This is a genomic window from Achromobacter sp. SLBN-14 (assembly GCF_006715415.1).
GTDB lineage: Bacteria > Pseudomonadota > Gammaproteobacteria > Burkholderiales > Burkholderiaceae_B > Achromobacter > Achromobacter mucicolens.
Map to the genome: position 1 here is coordinate 4,566,300 of NZ_VFNE01000001.1, position 17,658 is coordinate 4,583,957.

The 17,658-nt window shown below is 66.9% G+C and carries 14 protein-coding genes and 1 pseudogene; 3 read left to right on the top strand and 12 right to left on the bottom strand.

The genetic code is table 11. The features are described 5' to 3' along the window. Nucleotides 1-21 precede the first annotated feature (21 nt). Nucleotides 22-456 (bottom strand): cupin domain-containing protein, encoded by a 435-nt coding sequence (locus FBY20_RS20950; protein WP_142054388.1) that lies wholly within the window; start codon nucleotides 454-456, stop codon nucleotides 22-24. A 296-nt stretch (nucleotides 457-752) separates the two neighbouring features. Here FBY20_RS20950 and FBY20_RS20955 point away from each other — a divergent pair. Continuing rightward, nucleotides 753-1,616 (top strand): annotated as a pseudogene (locus tag FBY20_RS20955) (IS3 family transposase); the annotation flags it as partial. Between the two features lie 467 nt (nucleotides 1,617-2,083). Here the strand turns inward: FBY20_RS20955 and FBY20_RS20960 are convergent. Next, nucleotides 2,084-2,959 (bottom strand): RNA polymerase sigma-70 factor, encoded by an 876-nt coding sequence (locus FBY20_RS20960; protein ID WP_142054389.1) that lies wholly within the window; start codon nucleotides 2,957-2,959, stop codon nucleotides 2,084-2,086. A gap of 172 nt (nucleotides 2,960-3,131) precedes the next feature. Beyond that, entirely contained in the window at nucleotides 3,132-4,157 is a 1,026-nt protein-coding gene (locus FBY20_RS20965; protein WP_174245439.1) for a LacI family DNA-binding transcriptional regulator, read from the bottom strand. A gap of 218 nt (nucleotides 4,158-4,375) precedes the next feature. Here FBY20_RS20965 and FBY20_RS20970 point away from each other — a divergent pair, with 218 nt between their 5' ends. Next, complete coding sequence (locus tag FBY20_RS20970) at nucleotides 4,376-5,347, top strand: tripartite tricarboxylate transporter substrate binding protein (protein ID WP_142054391.1); 972 nt, start codon at nucleotides 4,376-4,378, stop codon at nucleotides 5,345-5,347. 46 nt (nucleotides 5,348-5,393) lie between these two features. Further along, nucleotides 5,394-6,740, top strand: coding sequence for a glucarate dehydratase (gene gudD, locus FBY20_RS20975; protein ID WP_056323626.1), 1,347 nt, complete (start codon nucleotides 5,394-5,396; stop codon nucleotides 6,738-6,740). 66 nt (nucleotides 6,741-6,806) lie between these two features. On the opposite strand, the gene FBY20_RS20980 is transcribed toward gudD, so the two are convergent. The 9 genes from FBY20_RS20980 to FBY20_RS21020 form a co-directional block, all read right to left on the bottom strand. Then, complete coding sequence (locus FBY20_RS20980) at nucleotides 6,807-7,697, bottom strand: GntR family transcriptional regulator (protein WP_142054393.1); 891 nt, start codon at nucleotides 7,695-7,697, stop codon at nucleotides 6,807-6,809. Between the two features lie 5 nt (nucleotides 7,698-7,702). Beyond that, nucleotides 7,703-8,755: a 4-hydroxythreonine-4-phosphate dehydrogenase PdxA gene (pdxA, locus tag FBY20_RS20985; RefSeq protein ID WP_056323631.1), complete on the bottom strand. Its 1,053-nt coding sequence runs from the start codon at nucleotides 8,753-8,755 to the stop codon at nucleotides 7,703-7,705. Beyond that, nucleotides 8,752-9,969 carry a D-threonate kinase gene (gene dtnK / locus FBY20_RS20990; protein WP_142054395.1) on the bottom strand — a complete coding sequence of 406 codons (1,218 nt, stop codon included), beginning with the start codon at nucleotides 9,967-9,969 and terminating at the stop codon, nucleotides 8,752-8,754. The genes pdxA and dtnK overlap by 4 nt, the downstream gene beginning before the upstream one ends. Continuing rightward, nucleotides 9,966-10,952 (bottom strand): 2-keto-3-deoxygluconate permease, encoded by a 987-nt coding sequence (locus tag FBY20_RS20995; protein ID WP_276558103.1) that lies wholly within the window; start codon nucleotides 10,950-10,952, stop codon nucleotides 9,966-9,968. Before FBY20_RS20995 ends, dtnK begins: the two co-directional genes overlap by 4 nt. A gap of 193 nt (nucleotides 10,953-11,145) precedes the next feature. Then, entirely contained in the window at nucleotides 11,146-13,263 is a 2,118-nt protein-coding gene (locus tag FBY20_RS21000; protein WP_370458351.1) for a TonB-dependent siderophore receptor, read from the bottom strand. A 276-nt stretch (nucleotides 13,264-13,539) separates the two neighbouring features. Next, nucleotides 13,540-15,303: an AMP-binding protein gene (locus tag FBY20_RS21005; RefSeq protein ID WP_142054398.1), complete on the bottom strand. Its 1,764-nt coding sequence runs from the start codon at nucleotides 15,301-15,303 to the stop codon at nucleotides 13,540-13,542. 29 nt (nucleotides 15,304-15,332) lie between these two features. Next, nucleotides 15,333-15,920 (bottom strand): chalcone isomerase family protein, encoded by a 588-nt coding sequence (locus FBY20_RS21010; RefSeq protein ID WP_142054400.1) that lies wholly within the window; start codon nucleotides 15,918-15,920, stop codon nucleotides 15,333-15,335. Further along, entirely contained in the window at nucleotides 15,884-16,429 is a 546-nt protein-coding gene (locus FBY20_RS21015) for a DUF4442 domain-containing protein (RefSeq protein WP_056323642.1), read from the bottom strand. Before FBY20_RS21015 ends, FBY20_RS21010 begins: the two co-directional genes overlap by 37 nt. A gap of 16 nt (nucleotides 16,430-16,445) precedes the next feature. Next, nucleotides 16,446-17,645 (bottom strand): acetyl-CoA C-acyltransferase, encoded by a 1,200-nt coding sequence (locus FBY20_RS21020; protein ID WP_056323645.1) that lies wholly within the window; start codon nucleotides 17,643-17,645, stop codon nucleotides 16,446-16,448. Nucleotides 17,646-17,658 lie beyond the last annotated feature (13 nt).

Consider the following 17,658-nt stretch of genomic DNA (forward strand, 5'->3'; position numbering starts at 1 on the left):
CCCGCCGCGTGCCGGGCGTCCCTATTTGACCGGGGTCAGGGCGGGCGCGCCTTGCTTCTTGATGAGGACGACCAGGAACTTGGCCGGCTGGGTCTGGCTGGCATTACGCCCCACCGTGTGAACGTCGTCCGGCCCTTCATAGAAGGTTTGCCCGGGCGTCAGCGTGACTTCCTTGCCGCCCTTGACCTGCATGACGATGCTGCCTTCCAGCACATAGACAAAACCATACGCATCGTGGCGGTGAATGGGATCGGCCCCGCCGGGCGGATAGTCGACGATGAGCATCAACGCGTCCTTGCCGGGAATGTCCGGCAGGGCCTTGGTCATCAGTTCGGTGACGATGGGATCCGCGGCCGTGGCGCCGGACGATGCGTGATGGGAGGCGGCGTAAACGGGCTGGCCGAGCAGCGCCGCCGCGGCGATGAAGGGCAATCCGAACTTGGTGGTCTTAGACATGGCCTGTCCTTGCGTGTGTGAGTGATGACAGGTCCATCGTAGAAGCGCGGCCCGCGAGGCGGTAGGCACGCACAGGGGATCACCGTGTTGCCTGCCAGGCACCAACGCATCAGGCCGCCAGTGGCGGCGCGTAGCCAGGGCCGCTGGCGGTGTCTGACACCCTTGGGACATGAACTTGGTATGAAGCGAATCTCACAAGGGTGTCAGACTGGAGTTACCAGGGTTCAGTGGACAAGAGTAGTATCTGAACCGATTGGGGATGATCCATGTCTGCGAACAAGACGCCAAGCAAAGTAAGGCGAGCATACAAGTTCATTGAAGCCCATAGCGACGAGTACAGCATTTCGGCTATGTGCCGGGTTCTTGGCGTGGCGCGTGCTGGCTACTACGCTTGGCTAAGTGATCCAATTTCTGATCGGACGCAGGAGGACGTTCGGCTTCTCCGTTTGATTCGTGCCTCTTTCACGGCGAGCCATGGCATCTACGGCGCTCCCCGCGTCTTGCAAGACTTGCGAGAACGCGGAGAGACGTGCAGTAAGCATCGAGTGGCTCGACTCATGAGAGAGAACGGCTTGCGGGCGTTGCATGGTTATCGCACAAGACATATTCCGGCACCCAAGCCATCACCACTGATCCCCAACCTGTTGCAGCGGAAATTTACCGTTTCGAAGCCCAACGAGGCCTGGGTGACAGACATCACCTACATTCGAACGTGGCAAGGATGGCTTTACTTGGCCGTAGTTATGGATCTTTTTTCCAGAAAGGTCATTGGTTGGGCCACAAAGCCAACGATCCATCGAGAATTAGTCTTAGACGCTGTGATCAAAGCCGTACGACATCGACGTCCTCGGGGCACGCTGATCCATTCAGACCAAGGCACTCAGTATGGCAGTGATGCTTGGCGGCGCTTTTGCAAGGTCAATCACCTTGAGCCGAGCATGAGTAGGCGGGGAAACTGTTGGGACAACGCTGTAGCCGAGTCCTTCTTTAGCAGCCTGAAGAAGGAACACATCAAAAGGCATATCTACTCTGATCGAGATGCTGCCCGAGTGAGCTTGGCGGAGTACATTGATGATTTCTACAATTCCGTGCGACGGCACAGCTACCTCGGCGGAGTTAGTCCGAATGAATTCGAAGCTGCACATAGCAAGCGGAAATAGGCTGTCCACTGAACCCTGGTAACTCCAGACACCAAGAGCGGAAGCAGCCACACGCGAAGCGCCATCGCCACGACGCAAGACGCCGCGTAAGCCCACGAAGGCCGCCCGCGCGGCCGCCCGGGGGCGGGCCCCGCAAGACGCTTCTCTTCCACCCCGTCGCATGCAAGAACCTTAAGAACCCAACTCGCCCCGCTGTCCGACAAGATTCAACGGCAGAGCCCGGTGTGGCGTGGGCCTGGGGTGGGCGGGGCGTTTAGATGCGCCCGGCGGAAACCGAAGGGAGCCGAAGGCGGACGAGGTTGAGCGCGGGGCAGTCCGGAGCGAAGGCTCCGGACCGCAATCGGAGCCCCGCCCGCCCCAGGCCCACGCCGCGCCGGGCGTCTCAAGAACCCAGCCGAATCCCATGCAAACCCACCCAGTCCGCAACTCGATGCAGCGCAATTCCCCTTCCACGCCACCCGCGCGCATCAAGAAAGCTTGAGCGCCGCGGCAACGCCCGCAAGCTTGTCCGGATTTCGCTGCACCAGCACCCGCGTCAGCCGTTCGCCATCGGTCTCGTAAGACTGCACGGATTCGAGATCGCCGTCGATGAAGCGCAAGAGGGTCCATTGCCCGTTCACCTGCACCACCCGGACATCCAGCGCGTCGCGATACCGGCGCTTGCCCGCATAAAAGAGCTGCGCCAGCCGCTTGCCGCCCACCAGACTGGCAAACGCGGTCACCTTGTCGCCGCCGTCGCCGATCAGTTCGGCGTCGTCGCTCAGGAGCGCAAGCAGTCCGTTGAAATCGCTGCGCTGCATCGCGTCGGCAAACGCCTGCAACAGGCGCTGCAGCGTCGCGCGCGGCACGGCCTCGCGCGGCGCGCCCTGGCGCAGTTGCTGGCGCGCGCGCCGCACCATCTGGCGCACGGCCGCCGGGTTCTTGTCCAGCGTTTGCGCGATGTCTTCGTAGTCCGCATCGAGCACGTCGCGCATGAGAAACGCCGCGCGGGCATCGGGCGACAGGCGTTCCAGCATGAACAGAAACGCCACCGACACATCGTCCGCCTGCTCATGGATCTGTTCGGGCGTGGAGGGCGTCGCCATCAGCATGGGTTCCGGCAGCCAGACCCCGACGTAGTGTTCGCGTTCAGCCTTGACAGCGCGCAAGCGGTCGATCGACAGGCGCGTGGTCACCGTGACGAGCCATGCTTCGGGATTCTGGATGACCGCGCGGTCAGCGTCGTGCCAGCGCAGCCACGCTTCCTGCACGACGTCTTCGGCCTCTGCCACGGCCCCCAGCATGCGATAGGCAATGCCATAAAGGCGGGAACGGTGCTGGTCGAAGAGGGCGGAGTCGGTCATGGAAAGGGCCAGCGCCGGGCGAGGCGCAAGGAAGGCAAACATTTTGCCGTAGCGACCAGGCTGCGACAAGCGCGCGCGACGTGCACGCGGTTCTCATGTCCTGCCCGGTGCGATGGCCCAAACCTGATCGGTGGTTCCGTGTCCGTGGCCGCCGTGCGTTGCTGCGCCCCGCCTACGCGCTCTCGCGCGTCACGATGCGAAAACCGATTTCCACCACCGACTGCGCGGGAAGCTGGCCGTTGGCGCGCAAGCCGATCATCTCGGCCGCCTGCGCGCCGATCGCGGCGCCGTCCACGTGCACGGAGGTGATGGCCGGAGACATCGACGCGGCGATGTCCATGTCGCCAAAGCCCATCACCGCCAGTTGCCCAGGCACGTCCAGCCCTTGCGCCGCGGCCTCGGTCAGCACGCCGGCCGCCATCATGTCGGAACTGCAAAACACCGCGTCGATGCCTTGGCCCGAACGCTGCAGCGCGCGCAGCCCTTCGCGGCCTTGCGCGTGCGTTGTCGGCGCGGGCATGTAGTGCACCAACGGTTCGGGCAGGCCCGATTCCAGCGCCGCGCGAACCAGGCTTTCGGCGCGCAGCCGGGCGCGGTGGTCGTCGCCGCTCAGCACCGCCTGCCGCGTCTTGCCCGCGTCGCGCAGGTAGTGGCTGACGGCCGCGCCGATCGCCTCGTGCGACAGGCTGAGCAGCATGTCGATGGGGGCGTCCGTGGCATCCCATGTTTCGACGATGGGGATGCCCGATGCCTTGAGCAGCTGCCGGCCCTGCGGCGAGTGCATCACGCCCGTCAGCACGATGCCGTCCGGGCGCCGTCCGATGATGGCGCGCAGCAGCGCGTCCTCGCGGGGCGAGTCGTAGCCGCTCTGGCCCACCATGAGTTGAAAGCCCTTGGCTTCGAGCGACTGCGTCAGCGCGGTCAGCATCCCGCCAAAGAGCGACCCGGCGATCGAGGGCACCAGCACCATCACCAGGTTGCTGCGCGACAGGCGCAGGCTGCCGGCCATCAGGTTGGGCACATAGCCCAGCGCCTGGATCGCGGCGTTGACCTTGTCCAGCGTGGCGGGCGAGACCTGCTGCGGCGTGTTGATGGCGCGCGAAACGGTAATCATCGACACCCCAGCCGCTTGCGCCACCTCGCGCACGGTGACGTTGGCGCGCTCCGGGGAGCGGGAAGGGGAGTCGGCGGACGGCATGCGGGGCGGGTGCATCAAAAAGGGAGTCGAAAACGGCGGGGTGCAATTGGCGTCAAGCCTAACCGCAGACGCACGCCTTGCGGGCCAGATGGTGTCAGGGTTTGTCCGGATGGCGAACCGTCGGCGCCCCGAAATATTCTAAAAAAGCCGTCATGTTAACGTTAACAAAGGAAATGTTAACGTTAACGTAAATAAAAGAATCCAATCCGGAGACAGTAATGAAGACCAATGCGCGCAAGTGGATGCTTGGATTGACCCTGATGGCCGCCGCAGGCGCGGCGCAGGCCTGGCCTGACAAGGCCGTCACCGTCGTCGTCCCATTCCCGCCCGGCGGCGCAACCGACTCGGTGGCGCGCGCGCTGTCCAACAAGCTGGGCGAACAGCTCAAGCAATCCTTCGTCGTGGAAAACAAGGCGGGCGCCACCGGCACCATCGGCGCGTCGCAGGTGGCCCGCGCCGCGCCGGACGGCTACACCCTGATGGTCACCTCGCTGGCCCCGCTGGTCGTGGCCCCGCACCTGATGAAGGGCATCACCTACGATCCGGCCAAGGATTTCACGTATCTCACCGTGGCCGTGCAGACGCCCAATGTGCTGGTGGTCAGCCCCAAGCTCGCGCCCCAGGTCAACAGCGTGCAAGACGTGCTGAAGCTGCTGAAGGACAAGCCGGGCGCGATCAGTTTCGCGACCTCCGGCGCGGGCTCGTCCGACCACCTGACCGCCGAACTCTTCTGGCAGAAGACCGGCACCAAGGGCCTGCATGTGCCCTACAAGGGCGGCGCGCCCGCCATTTCCGATCTGCTGGGCAACCAGGTGGACATGTCGTTCCAGAACGTGAACGCCGTGCTGCCGCATATCAAGTCCGGTAAGCTCAAGGCCATCGCCGTTACCGGTTCCAAGCGCTCGCCCGTGCTGCCCGACGTGCCCACGTTCGCCGAAGTCTCGGTGCCCGGCGTCGACGTCTATGCCTGGCAGGCCGTCGTGGCGCCCAAGAACCTGCCCGCCGACGTGCGCGACAAGCTGTCCGCCGCCCTGACCGCCGCGCTGAAGGATCCGGCGCTCAGCAAGCCCTTCACCGACATCGGCCTGGAGGTCGTCGCCAACTCGCCCGAAGCCTTCACCAAGTTCCAGCAGCAGGAAAGCGCCCGCTGGAAGCAGGTCATCGAGACCGGCGGCATCTCCGTGCAATGACGCAACGCGCCCGGCCCCGCCGGCCGGGCATTTTCTAGAAGCAATCATGACTCTTCACGCATCGCAAGCCTCCCAGACGCCCACGATTACTGGCATGCGCGTCGTGCCGGTCGCCGGCCAGGACTCCATGCTGCTCAACCTGAGCGGCGCCCACGCGCCTTACTTCACGCGCAACCTGGTCATCCTGACCGACAGCGCGGGCAACACCGGCGTCGGCGAAGTGCCTGGCGGCGAAAAGATCCGCGCCACGCTGGAAGACGCGCGCGCCCTCATCGCGGGCAGCTCCATCGGCAACTACCAGCACACGCTGAACCAGATGCGCCAGGCCTTCGCCGGTCTGGACAGCGCGGGCCGCGGCGCCCAGACCTTCGACCTGCGCGTGGCGATCCATGCCGTGACGGCGGTGGAGTCTGCGTTGCTGGACCTGCTGGGCCAGCACCTGGGCGTTCCCGTGGCCGCGCTGCTGGGCGAAGGCGTGCAGCGCACCTCCGTGCAGATGCTGGGATACCTGTTCTACGTGGGCGACTCGTCGCTTACGCCGCTGCCTTACCAGACGGCGCCCGACGCCGACGGCTGGCTGCGCGTGCGGCACGAAAAGGCCATGACGCCCGAGGCCATCGTCCGCTTGGCCGAAGCCGCTCATGACCGCTATGGCTTTCAGGACTTCAAGTTGAAGGGCGGCGTTTTGCGCGGCGAAGAAGAGGTCGAAGCCATCCGCGCCCTGCACGAGCGCTTCCCCGAAGCGCGCGTCACGCTCGACCCGAACGGCGGCTGGCTGCTCAAGGACGCCGTGCGTCTGTGCCGCGACCTGCACGGCGTGATGGCCTATGCCGAAGACCCGTGCGGCGCCGAAGGCGTGTTTTCCGGCCGTGAGGTCATGGCCGAGTTCCGCCGCGCCACCGGCCTGCCCACCGCCACCAACATGGTCGCCACCGACTGGCGCGAAATGGCACATGCGCTGTCGCTGCAGTCGGTCGACATTCCGCTGGCCGATCCGCATTTCTGGACCCTGCAAGGTTCGGTGCGCGTGGCCCAGACGTGCCAGGCGTTCGGCCTGACGTGGGGCTCGCATTCCAACAATCACTTCGATGTGTCGCTGGCGATGTTCACGCACGTGGGCGCCGCCGCGCCGGGCCGCGTCACCGCGATCGACACGCACTGGATCTGGCAGGACGGCCAGCACCTGACCCGCAACCCGCTGCAGATCCGCAACGGCTACGTCGAACTGCCGCAGACCGGCGGACTGGGCATCGAGCTGGACATGGACGCGATTGAACGCGCGCATCAGCTCTACCTTCAGCATGGCCTGGGCGCGCGCGACGATGCCACGGCGATGCAGTATCTGGTGCCGGGTTGGAAGTTCGACAACAAGCGGCCTTGCATGGTGCGCTGAGCGCATCAAAAAAAATCGGGGCGGCAATATGCCGCCCCGATTTGTTTCCAGCCCGCGTTCCGTGGTTCAGGACTGCCCGCGCAAGCGTTCCAGTTCCGCCGACAGCTCCGCCACCAGCGCCTGGGCGCGCGCCAGCGGATCGTGTCCGTTGACCGGCGCCTGCGGTTCCGGGGCGGGGTCATGCAGCCGCGGCTGCACGCTTTCGTGTCCCATGCTGACGTCCACGTCGAACACCAGTTGTTCGGCGCGGTGCCAGGTGGTGAACCATTCCAGGGGTTTGCCGTGCTGGTCCATGCCCTGGCCTTGCAGCATCAGCAGCGGCGTGCCGGTCTGCGTGTCGAGCAGCCTGGCGAGCTTGTCGTCGGCCGCGACGGCGCGGATCTGGTTGCGCCCCGCGCCGGGGCGCAGGCCGAACTGCCGCGTCAGCACGCCGTGCAGGGAGGCGTCGGCCAGATGGTCGGCGACGAGGCCCAGCACCGCGTCGGCGGGCAGCCAGGTGCGCACGTAGGCCAGCGGCGCTTCGGCCACGTGGCGCAGGCGTTCCAGCAATAACAGGCGGGTGGTGCCGAAGAACTCGGCTACGTCGGCGGGCGGCTCGGCCGGGCCCAGCGCCAGCACGCGCGTGCGCAGCGCGACACCTGATTGGGCGAACTGTTCGTAAAGACCGGTGGACCGCTGTACCAGGCGGCGGTGTTCCTGCGGCGCCGCCACGGTGGCGGGACGGCCGGTCTCGCGTTGAATGAGACCCTCGGCGGCCAGCGCCGCCAGGGCCTGGCGCACCACGCTGCGCGCCACGCCGAAGCGGTCGCAAAGCGCCGCCTCGCTGGGCAGCACGGCGCCTGCCGCGAGCTTGTTCGTGCGGATGTATCCGCGCAACCGCGACGCCACCTGGGCGTGCAGCGGGATGTCTCCCGCGCGGTCAAGATCGGGCAATGCGTCGTGCGTGGCGGGCGCCATGGGAATCAACCTCCGGTTTGTGCCCGCGCAGTTTCCCATACATGCGTCCAGCCCGGGGCCAGATGCGCGGCGCGCTCGGCGGCCAGGATCAGGCTGTCTTCGCGCGCGATGCCCTTGCCGGCAATGTCGAACGCGGTGCCGTGGTCCACGGACACGCGCACGACCGGCAGGCCCACGGTGATGTTGACGCCGTCGTCGCCGTACACGGACTTGAAGGGCGCGTGGCCCTGGTCGTGGTAACAGGCGATCACGAACTTCCACTTGCCGCGCACGGCCTGCGGGAACAGCGCGTCGGCCGGGATGGGACCCGCGGCCAGGATGCCGGCGGCGTTGGCTTCGGCCACGGCGGGCGCCAGGATGTCGGCGTCTTCGCTGCCGAAGATGCCGTTCTCACCGGCGTGCGGGTTCAGGCCCGCGACCGCCACGGGTTCGTCGGCACGGCCCAGCGCGGTGGCGAACGAGCCGGCCAGCCGCAGCACGGCGCGCATGCGGGCTGGGTTCACGTCTTCGATGGCCTGGCGCAGCGACACGTGCGTCGTGGCGTGGAAGATGTAGAGGTCGCCGGCCGACAGCACCAGCGAGAACGTCTTGACGCCGAACTCATGTGCCAGCAGTTCGGTGTGGCCGGGCCACTTGTGGCCGGCGGCGTGCATGGCGGCCTTGTTCAGCGGAGCGGTGACGATGCCGTCGATCTCGCCGGCGCGCGCCAGGGCGCAGGCCGTCGTGACAAAGCGGACCGAGCCGTCGCCGGCGTCCGCGCTGATCTCGCCCAGCTTCACGTGCGCCAGCGACGGGCCGGCCTGCAGGACTTCGATCAGGCCCGGGGTGTTGGTCGCGTCGGCCGGGCGCTCGATCTTGCGCACGATGGCAGGGTCGGCGCCCAGATTGCGCACCGCATTGGCCATGACGTCTGCATCGCCGACCACGAAGAGGCGCGCCTTCTGGCGCAGTTCGTCGTGGCCCATGAGCATCTTGGCCGTGATTTCCGGCCCGATGCCCGCTACGTCGCCCAAGGTCACAGCCAAGAGGGGCAGCTTCGCGGGAGGGGTTTGTGTCATCGCTTGAATCTCCTGTCGCGGATCGCGCGCACCGCGCGAACCAGTACGTCTTCGGTGCCAAAGCCGCCGGCCTTGGTCACCACGGGCAGGCCTGCGGCCGTGCCTCCGGTCAGCGTGCCCAGAGGCACGCCGCCCATCACTTCGTCCACCAGCGCGATGCCGTTGGCTTGCAGCGCCAACAGTACGCTGCGCGCGCCATCGCCGCCGGTGGCGACCACGCCGGCCGCGCGCGAGGCGGCAATCAATTGCGCGGCCAGGCTGCCGAGGCGGTCGGCGACCTTGTCGGAATCCAGGCCGGCGCGCTGGCCTTCTGGGGCCAGCAGCAGAATCGTGCCGGCTTCCAGCGGGGCCTGCGCGTGCGCCTGCAGCAGCGGCTGGCTCCATGCCTGCCATTGCGCGTCGTCAGCAAGTTGCTCGAGCGACGGGCGCCAGGTGTCGGCGCCCGCAGCCTGCAGCGCGGCGGCCTGGCCGCGCGCGGCGCTGTGCTGCGAGGTCACCACGACCACGACAGGCGCGGTCTGGTCGGCGCCTGCCCACACGCGGGCAAGCGGCACGGCCAGTCCGCCCGCGCCCACGGGCAGGGCGCGCTCGCCCAGCAGTCCGACAGCGCGCGCCAGCCGTTCCAGGTCGTCATCGGTGGCGGCATCGACCACCACGGTGGCGCCGGCCTGCGCGATGCGCGCGGCCAGCGTTTCAGGCGTGTCGTCCGCCAGCGGCGCCACGTGGGCGCTGCCGAGCAAGGTCGGAATATGGCTTTCGGTTACCGGCGTCACGGGGTCGGTGGCCGCCGAGGTCTCGGTGACCGGCTTGCCGTTCACATACAGAATGCCTTGCTCGACCGTGCGGCCCGTGGCCGGAAAGGCGGGGCAGACCACCGCGATGGCGTCGTCGCGCCAGGCGTCGCGCGCCGCGTCGATCTCGGCCTTGAAGGCACCGCGCAGGGTCGAATCGACCTTCTTGTACAGGCGCGACACGCCGGCTTCACGCAATTGCCGCACGTTGCGGCCGATGACGTCGGCGGCATCGGCGGCGCTGAACGCCCGGCTGTTGGTCGTGACGGCCAGCACCTCGACGTCGTCGTGCGCGGGACCGGCCAGGGCCTCGTCCGCGCCGCCGATGGACAGGTGCGTGCACCAGCCAGCCCGCACGAATTGCACGGCGGTGTCGCCGGATCCGGTCAGGTCGTCGGCGACGATGGCGATGGCGGGTTTCACAAGGCCTCTCCGCGGGCTTCGGTCAGGGGCGGGGCAACGGTGGCATCGGCGTCCTCGGACTTGAGCTCACCGGCGCGCTTGAGGAACCAGGATGCCAGCACCGGGGCCAGAATGGAACTGATCAGCACGCAGGCCGCGACCTGCGCGGTGGCAGCCGACACGTATTGCTGGAAGTTGGGGTCGGCTGCCGCGACCACGGCGGGCGTGGCGATGGCGTTGCCGGCGGTCGTGCCGGCCGCAAAGCCTAGGCCGCTCTTGCCGCCGCGGCGCAGGATCAGGCGGTAGCCCAGGTAGACCAGACCGCCGGTGATGGGGCTGATGATCAGGCCCAGGATCAGACCGCTGATGCCGCCGCTGACGACCGCGCCCAGATTGATGCCGGTGCCCAGGGCAAAGGCGAAGAACGGGATGACGATATTTGGCACGGGCTTGAGCACGTCGCGCCACTTCGGGTCCAGGTTGCCCACGACCACGCCCAGCAGGAAGGGCACCAGCGCGGCCACCAGGGCGATCATCGGAATGTCGGCAAGGCCCGACGCGCCCAGGAACAGCAGGCTGAAGAAGGGGCCGTCGTTGACCGCGCTGGCCACGTAGGCGCCGCGATCGCGGGCATCGCCGTACTGGCCGGTGTAGGCCAGCCACAGGCCGCCGTTGCTGTTGTCGAAGGCGGCGAGCATCGCCAGGATCGACACGCCCCACAGGCCGTCAAGACCGACGTAGCTGCCCAGGATGATGATGAGGGTGGCGGGCACCAGCGTCTTCATCAGCAGGATGGTGCCGGCGGTGGCCAGGATGGGACCGCCCGTGCGGGCGTTGACGTGCGTGCCGGTTGCGAAGATCAGCAGCGCGATCAGCGGCAGTGCGCTGTTCTTGAAGAGTGCAGTGGTGAAGCCGCCGATGGCGAGCGCATCGGGGGCAAAGGTGCCGATCAGGGAACCCAGGATCAGCGGCACCAGCATCAATCCACCGGGGATTTTCTGCATCGTGCCAAAAAAGGGCGAGCGGGTAGTTGCGGTCGACACTATCGGGGTCTCCAGGACGATTTTTCTGGGTTGCAGACGTTCATATGCGCGTCTGTCGGACGGTTGAAAAAATCGTAGTGTACACCTGTACGTACAGCATGTACGTACAGGTTGACCCGAGGTGTCCGTCCCGGATATGGGGACGGTTTGGGCGTCAGAAGCGGTAGGCGCCGCTCAACATGACCGTGCGGCGCGCGCCGTAGAAGCAGTCTCCGCGGTCCAGGCACACCACTTCATACGTGCGGTCCGCGATGTTGTTGACGTTGAGCGCGTAGCGCCACGGTCCGTTCGTGTAGCTGACCATCGCATCGAACAGCGTCACCGACGGCGTTTCCGGCGCGCCGCCGTCGCGGAACTTGGACAGGAAGCGGGTGCCGGCGCCGACCGCGAAGCCGGGCTGGCCCGCGAGCGTGAAGCGGTATTTGCCCCACAGCGACGCCATGTGCTTGGGCATGCCTTCAAGCTGCGGATCGATGTCGGTGTAGATGTAGTTGGCGATCACGTCCACATTCTGGGTGACGCGGCCGCGCATCTCCAGTTCGACGCCGCGCGTGCGCGTCTTGCCTGCCTGGATCTGGTTGTTGGGGTTGTCCGGATCGTTGGTCTGGCGGTTGCTTTCGCGCAGGTCGTACGCCGCTGCCGTGAATTCCAGGTCGGCGCCGGGCGGCATGTACTTCAGTCCCACTTCCCACTGCTTGCCGCGCATGGGCTTCCAGCGCTGGTTGTAGAAGTCCGCGCCCGCGATGGGGGTGAAGGACTCGCTGTAGCTCACGTAGGGCGACCAGCCGTTGTCGGCCGCGTACATCAGGCCGAAGCGCTTGGTGGTGGCTTGGTCGGTTTCCTTGTCCTGGCCCTCGGTCGTGCTTTCGACACGATCGCGGCGGATGCCCGCCAGCAGGATCCAGTTCTTGTCGAACGTGATCTGGTCCTGCGCGTAGAAGCCTATTTGCTGCTGCCGCTGCTTGGGCGTGTCGGTCAGCGTGTAGTCCGGCGCGTTGCCGTATACCGGGTGGTACAGGTTCAGCGGCGATCCCAGCCCGCTGTCGGACTGGCCGGTTTCGCGGTAGCGCGTGTAGTCCATGCCCACGATGACGGTGTGCTGCGTGCGGCCCCAGTTCAGCTTGCCTTCCAGGTTCTGGTCGGCCAGCAGGGTGCGCATGCGGGGCTTGTTGATGTAGTAGTAGCGGTCGACGGTGGTCTGCGCGGCGTCGATGTACGAATCGCCGCGGCGGTCGCCATAAACGTTCGGATAGAGCGACTTGTAGTCGACGCTGCTGACCGTGTTGCGAAAGCTCTGGCGGACCTTCCAGGTGTCGTTGAACTGGTGTTCGAACAGCCAGCCCACGTTGAATTGCTCGGTGTCGTAGGCGTCAAAGCCCGGCTCGCTGGCGAAGCGGCGCGTGGGGATGCGGCCGTTCGGATTGTGGTCGACGGTGCCGCTCCAGGGCAGGAACGACTGCGTCGTGCCGGACCGGTCCTTCTGCCACGAGGCCAGCAGCGTGAGCGAGGTGGCCGCGCTGGGCTGCCACGTGAGCGACGGGGCAAGAAACATCCGGTCGTCCTGCGCGTACTGCACCTGCGTGTCGCTGTCGCGGCCCAGGGCCACCACGCGGTACAGCCACTGGCCGTCCTCGGTCAGCGGACCGGTGATGTCCGCCTGGATTTCGCGGCGGTTGAAGTTGCCCAGTTGCACGCCGATTTCGCCCTGCTGTTCGGCCTGCGGGCGCTTGCTGACCAGGTTGACGATGCCGCCCGTGCTGCCCTGTCCGTACAGCATCGACGCCGGGCCGCGCAGCACCTCGACGCGTTCCAGGCCGTAGACCTCGGTGCGCGGGTTGTTGTAGTTGAAGAACTGGCGCAGGCCGTCCAGGTACTGCACGGGCTCCACGCCGCGCACGCGCACGTAATCGCCGCGGTTGTCCACGCCGTAGGCATTCGGACGCACGCCCGCCGCGTAGTTCATCGTGTCCTGCACGTTCTGCGCGCCCTGGTCGATGATCTGCTCGCGCGGGATCACGGTGATCGCTTGCGGCGTCTCGGACAGCGGCGTGTCGGTCTTGGTGCCGGTGGCGCTGCGCCGGGCCACGTAGCCGTCGACGGGGCCGGTGGCGGTCTCGCCGGTGCCAAGGACCTGCACGGCGGGCAGCGTGGCGGGCTGCTCGGGTTGCGCGTGCGCGGCGCCCGCGCCCAGGCAGGCGGCCAGCGCGGCGGCGGCGGGAACACGGGGGCGCAGCCGCGCGCGCAGGGCGGCCGGAGTGTGATGGCGTTTCAAAAGGATCTCCCCACTGGCGCGGCTAAGGGCGCGAACAGTTACTCATAGAAATAACAACGATAACTATTATTAATTGTGTTGATGGACACAGCCAATAGCGGACGTCGGGGAAGATGTAAAAAAGCCCTGCGGCAGCGCGGGGCTTTGGGAATTGCCGAAGAAAAGCCTTGCGAATTCAGCGGGTTGACGCGCAGGACCGCGCCCGGGGCCGACGCGGGCGCTGTTGCCCGCGTGCGACAGTGCCGCGTGGGCCGAAAGGCGGCGCGCCCGCGGCGATCAGTCCTGGCCGGTCGCCTGGCGGGTGATGGCGGGAGCGGGAGCGGCGGCGTTGCCGATGGCGTCGGTCGCCGCGTGGGACGCAATGGCCGGCGCCCCGCCTTGCGCGTCCGGGCGCAGTTCGCGCCGCAGGATCTTGCCCACGGTGGTGCGCGGCAGGTCGTCGCGGAATTCGATGTACCGAGGCACCTTGTACCCCGTGAGCTGCGTGCGGCAATGCGCGATCAACGTGTCCGCGTCCAGCGTGGGATCCTTGCGGATGACGTAGAGCTTGACGGCCTCGCCGGAGCGCTCGTCAGGCACGCCCACCGCCGCCACCTCGCGCACGCCCGGGTGCAGCGCTGCCACGTCCTCGACTTCGTTCGGGTACACGTTAAAGCCCGACACCAGGATCATGTCCTTCTTGCGGTCGACCAGATAGACATAGCCCGTCTCGTCGACGTAGCCAATGTCGCCCGTGCGCAGGAAGCCGTCCGGGTACATGACCAGCGCCGTCTCGTCCGGCCGGTTCCAATAGCCCTTCGTGACCTGCGGGCCGCGCACGCAGATCTCGCCGTTTTCCCCGACCCCCAGTTCGCGGCCGGCGTCGTCGCGGATCGACAGGTCGGTGGAGGGCACGGGCAAGCCGATGGACCCGTTGAAGATCTTGGTGTCCAGGGGATTGATGGTGACGGCGGGCGACGTTTCCGTAAGCCCGTAAGCCTGCGCGATCGACACGCCCGTTGCGGCGCGCCAGCGGTCTGCGACCGAGCGCTGCACCGCCATGCCGCCGCCCATCGTCAAGCGCAGCCGCGAGAAATCCAGGTGGGCAAAATCCGGGTGGTTGAGCAGCGCGTTAAAGAGCGTGTTCACGCCAGTGAATGCCGAGAACGGCACCTTGCCCATCTCTTTTATCAGCCCCGGAATATCGCGCGGATTGATGATGAGCAGGTTGCTTGCGCCCAGTTTCATGAACGTCAGGCAATTCGCCGTCAGCGCAAAGATGTGATACAGCGGCAGGGCCGTGACGATGCATTCCTCGCCGTCTTTCACCAGGGGCCTGACCCACGCGTAGGCCTGGCTGACGTTTGCCACCAGGTTGCCGTGCGACAGCATGGCGGCTTTGGCCACGCCGGTCGTGCCGCCCGTGTACTGCAGAAACGCCAGGTCGGCAGCCGTGAGCGGCACGTCGGTGAACGGCAGGTCGCGGGCTTGGCGCAGCGCATCGCCCAGTTTCTGCGAGCCGGGCAGCGACCACGCCGGCACCATGCGCTTGACGCGCCGCACGGCAAAGTCCACAAGACGCCCCTTGATGGGACCCAGCATCTCGCCGATGGACGTCACCAGCACGCGTTCGATTTGCGTGGCGGGCAACGCCTTTTGCAGCGTGGCCGCAAAGTTGTCCGCGACCACGATGGCGCGCGCGCCCGCATCGGCAAGCTGGTGTTCAAGCTCGTGCGCGGTGTAGAGCGGGTTGCAGTTCACCACGATGCAGCCGGCGCGCAGGGCGCCGAAGAGGCAGACGGGATACTGCAGCAGATTGGGCATCATCAGCGCGACGCGGTCGCCGCGGCCAAGGCCGTGCGCGTGCAGCCATGCGGCGAAGCGTCGCGTCAGCGCGTCCAGTTCGGCATAGGTGATCGATTTGCCCATGCTGATGTAGGCCGTCTTGCTGGGAAAGCGCCGGAAGCTCTCCTGGATGATCGTCACCAGGGTGGTCGCGCTGTCGGTCCCGATCTCGGCGGGCACACCGTAGGGATAGCTCTTGTGCCAGATTCGTTCCATGTCTTGCGGTTCCGTTGGGGCGCAAGGCCCTAGTTGCCCAGCAGGGCTTTCTTCAGGGAGGCCTGCGCGGGGCTGTCGCCCAGCCAGACGCGAAGCAGGGCGCGGGCGAAGGCGGGATCGTCGATGCGCCCGCGCGGCTTGCCGTTGCTGGCAATGGCGACGCCGCGGGCATCGAAGTCCAGATCGATGACGTCGCCCTCGCGCGCGGCGCCGATGTCGCTCATCAAGCGTGACAGGCGCTCGGCGGGCGCTTTCAGCGCGGCAAGTTCCTGCGAGGTCGTATTGTCTCGCAATCCGTCCTGCAGCGCGCCGTCCAGGCTCTTGCTGTCGACGTCGCGCAGCATCCGCAGCCGCATGCGGCGCGGCTGCGTGCTGTCAATAAGTGCCGCGGCGTCGTGGCTTTTCGTGGTGACGTACAGCGCGGCCACGTAGACCTTCACGACGAAACGGGTGCGCAGGCCCGCGCCGTTCAGCGTCAGCGCCTGGCTGCCTTCGGCAAGCTGTTCGGGCACGCGCACGCCGGCAACGTCCACGTCGGCAAAGGCGGGCGCGCCCGCCAGGCAGGCCGCGAGAATCAGGCTCAGGGCGGCGGTGCGCCCTCCGGGGTTGAAACGCATTTGTCACCTCCAGTGTTCTTCTGCTTGTAGAACTTCTTGTCTGCGATGTAGATCGTGCGTTCCACGACGGCGTACACGACGTCGTCCTTGTCTTTCAGTTCGACCGTGTAGGTGCGGGTCGTTTCGTGGTGCGTGGCGAGCAAGCGCCGGATTTCGGCGATCTCGCCCGGCGGCAGCCGGAAGTCGACATACAGCGTGGTGTAGGCGGGCTTGCGGAAACGGATGCTGGCCGCCTTGTCCCAGACGATGTGATCCGGGCCCAACGCCGACATCAGCATGGTCGGGTGGGCGCCGTCGGTTACCGCAAAGAGCGAGCCGCCGTACATCGACCCCACGATGTTGCGGGTGCGGCGCAAGAGCGGCAGCTTGATGCGTATGTGCTGGAAGTCCGGCGACACGTGCAGCACGCGGCCGCCGGTGGCGCGAAAGGCCGGATGCAGGTTGAAGCCCACCCGCATCAGCCGCGCGCGCCACTCGGGCGACAGGTTCTTGAACCAGTAGGGCTTCACGCTGGCCGCCGTTTGGTTACATGGCCTCGAACAGGCCGGCCGCGCCCATGCCGGTGCCGATGCACATCGTGACCAGCCCGTACTTGCCGCCGGTGCGGCGCAGCCCGTGCGTGATCGTCGCGGTGCGGATCGCGCCCGTGGCCCCCAGCGGGTGGCCCAGCGCAATGGCCCCGCCCAGCGGGTTGACCTTGGCCGGATCCAGGTTCAGCTCGCGGATCACGGCCAGCGACTGGGCCGCGAACGCTTCGTTGAGCTCGATCCAGTCCAGCGCGTCCTGCTTGATGCCGGCGCGTTCCAGCACCTTCGGGATGGCGGCGACGGGGCCGATGCCCATGACCTCGGGCGGCACACCGGCCACGGCAAAGCCCACGAAGCGCGCCAGCGGGCTCAGGTTGAATTCGCGCAGGATGCGATCGGACACCAGGATCACGGCCGCCGCGCCGTCCGACATCTGCGAGCTGTTGCCCGCCGTGACGCTGCCGCGCGTGGAGAAGACCGGCTTGAGCCGCGCCAGCGCTTCCAGGCTGCTGTCGGGACGCGGGCCTTCGTCGACCTCGACGAGGCGGCGCGCGACGCGCACCGCGCCGCTGGCGCCGTCCGGCAGGTGCGTGACGACCTCAAAAGGCGTGGTCTCGGCGCGGAAGTGGCCGGCGGCAATCGCCGCGCAGGCCTTCTGGTGCGAGGCCAGCGCAAAGGCGTCCTGATCCTCGCGCGACACCTTCCAGCGTTCGGCGACCTTTTCGCCGGTCAGGCCCATGCCGAACGCCATGCCGATGTTTTCTTCGTGAGCGAAGATGGCAGGGTTCATGGACACCTTGTTGCCCATGATCTGCGGCATGGCGCTCATGGATTCGGTGCCCGCGCCGATCATGATGTCGGCCTCGCCCAGCCGAATGCGGGCGGCGGCATCCGCCACGGCCTGCAGTCCCGACGCGCAGAAGCGGTTGACGGTGACGCCCGCCACGCTTTGCGGCAGGCCGGCCAGCAGCAGGCTGATGCGGGCCACGTTCATGCCCTGTTCGGCCTCGGGCATGGCGCATCCGGCGATCACGTCGTCGATGCGGGCGGCGTCCAGCCCGGGCGCCTGCGCCAGCGCGCCGTTCAGCGCGGCGGCCAGCATGTCGTCGGGGCGGGTGGTGATGTAGGCGCCATTGCGCTTGCCCACCGGCAGGCGCGTGGCGGCAACGATGTAGGCGTCTTGGATCTGCGTGCTCATATCCATTTCCTTT

What these genes read in the sequence shown, in the direction of transcription:
- FBY20_RS20950 (WP_142054388.1), bottom strand. Translation starts at nt 456, where the DNA reads ATGTCTAAGACCACCAAGTTCGGATTGCCCTTCATCGCCGCGGCGGCG.
- FBY20_RS20960 (WP_142054389.1), bottom strand. Translation starts at nt 2,959, where the DNA reads ATGACCGACTCCGCCCTCTTCGACCAGCACCGTTCCCGCCTTTATGGC.
- FBY20_RS20965 (WP_174245439.1), bottom strand. Translation starts at nt 4,157, where the DNA reads ATGCCGTCCGCCGACTCCCCTTCCCGCTCCCCGGAGCGCGCCAACGTC.
- FBY20_RS20970 (WP_142054391.1), top strand. Translation starts at nt 4,376, where the DNA reads ATGAAGACCAATGCGCGCAAGTGGATGCTTGGATTGACCCTGATGGCC.
- gudD (WP_056323626.1), top strand. Translation starts at nt 5,394, where the DNA reads ATGACTCTTCACGCATCGCAAGCCTCCCAGACGCCCACGATTACTGGC.
- FBY20_RS20980 (WP_142054393.1), bottom strand. Translation starts at nt 7,697, where the DNA reads ATGGCGCCCGCCACGCACGACGCATTGCCCGATCTTGACCGCGCGGGA.
- pdxA (WP_056323631.1), bottom strand. Translation starts at nt 8,755, where the DNA reads ATGACACAAACCCCTCCCGCGAAGCTGCCCCTCTTGGCTGTGACCTTG.
- FBY20_RS20995 (WP_276558103.1), bottom strand. Translation starts at nt 10,952, where the DNA reads ATGCAGAAAATCCCCGGTGGATTGATGCTGGTGCCGCTGATCCTGGGT.
- FBY20_RS21005 (WP_142054398.1), bottom strand. Translation starts at nt 15,303, where the DNA reads ATGGAACGAATCTGGCACAAGAGCTATCCCTACGGTGTGCCCGCCGAG.
- FBY20_RS21010 (WP_142054400.1), bottom strand. Translation starts at nt 15,920, where the DNA reads ATGCGTTTCAACCCCGGAGGGCGCACCGCCGCCCTGAGCCTGATTCTC.
- FBY20_RS21020 (WP_056323645.1), bottom strand. Translation starts at nt 17,645, where the DNA reads ATGAGCACGCAGATCCAAGACGCCTACATCGTTGCCGCCACGCGCCTG.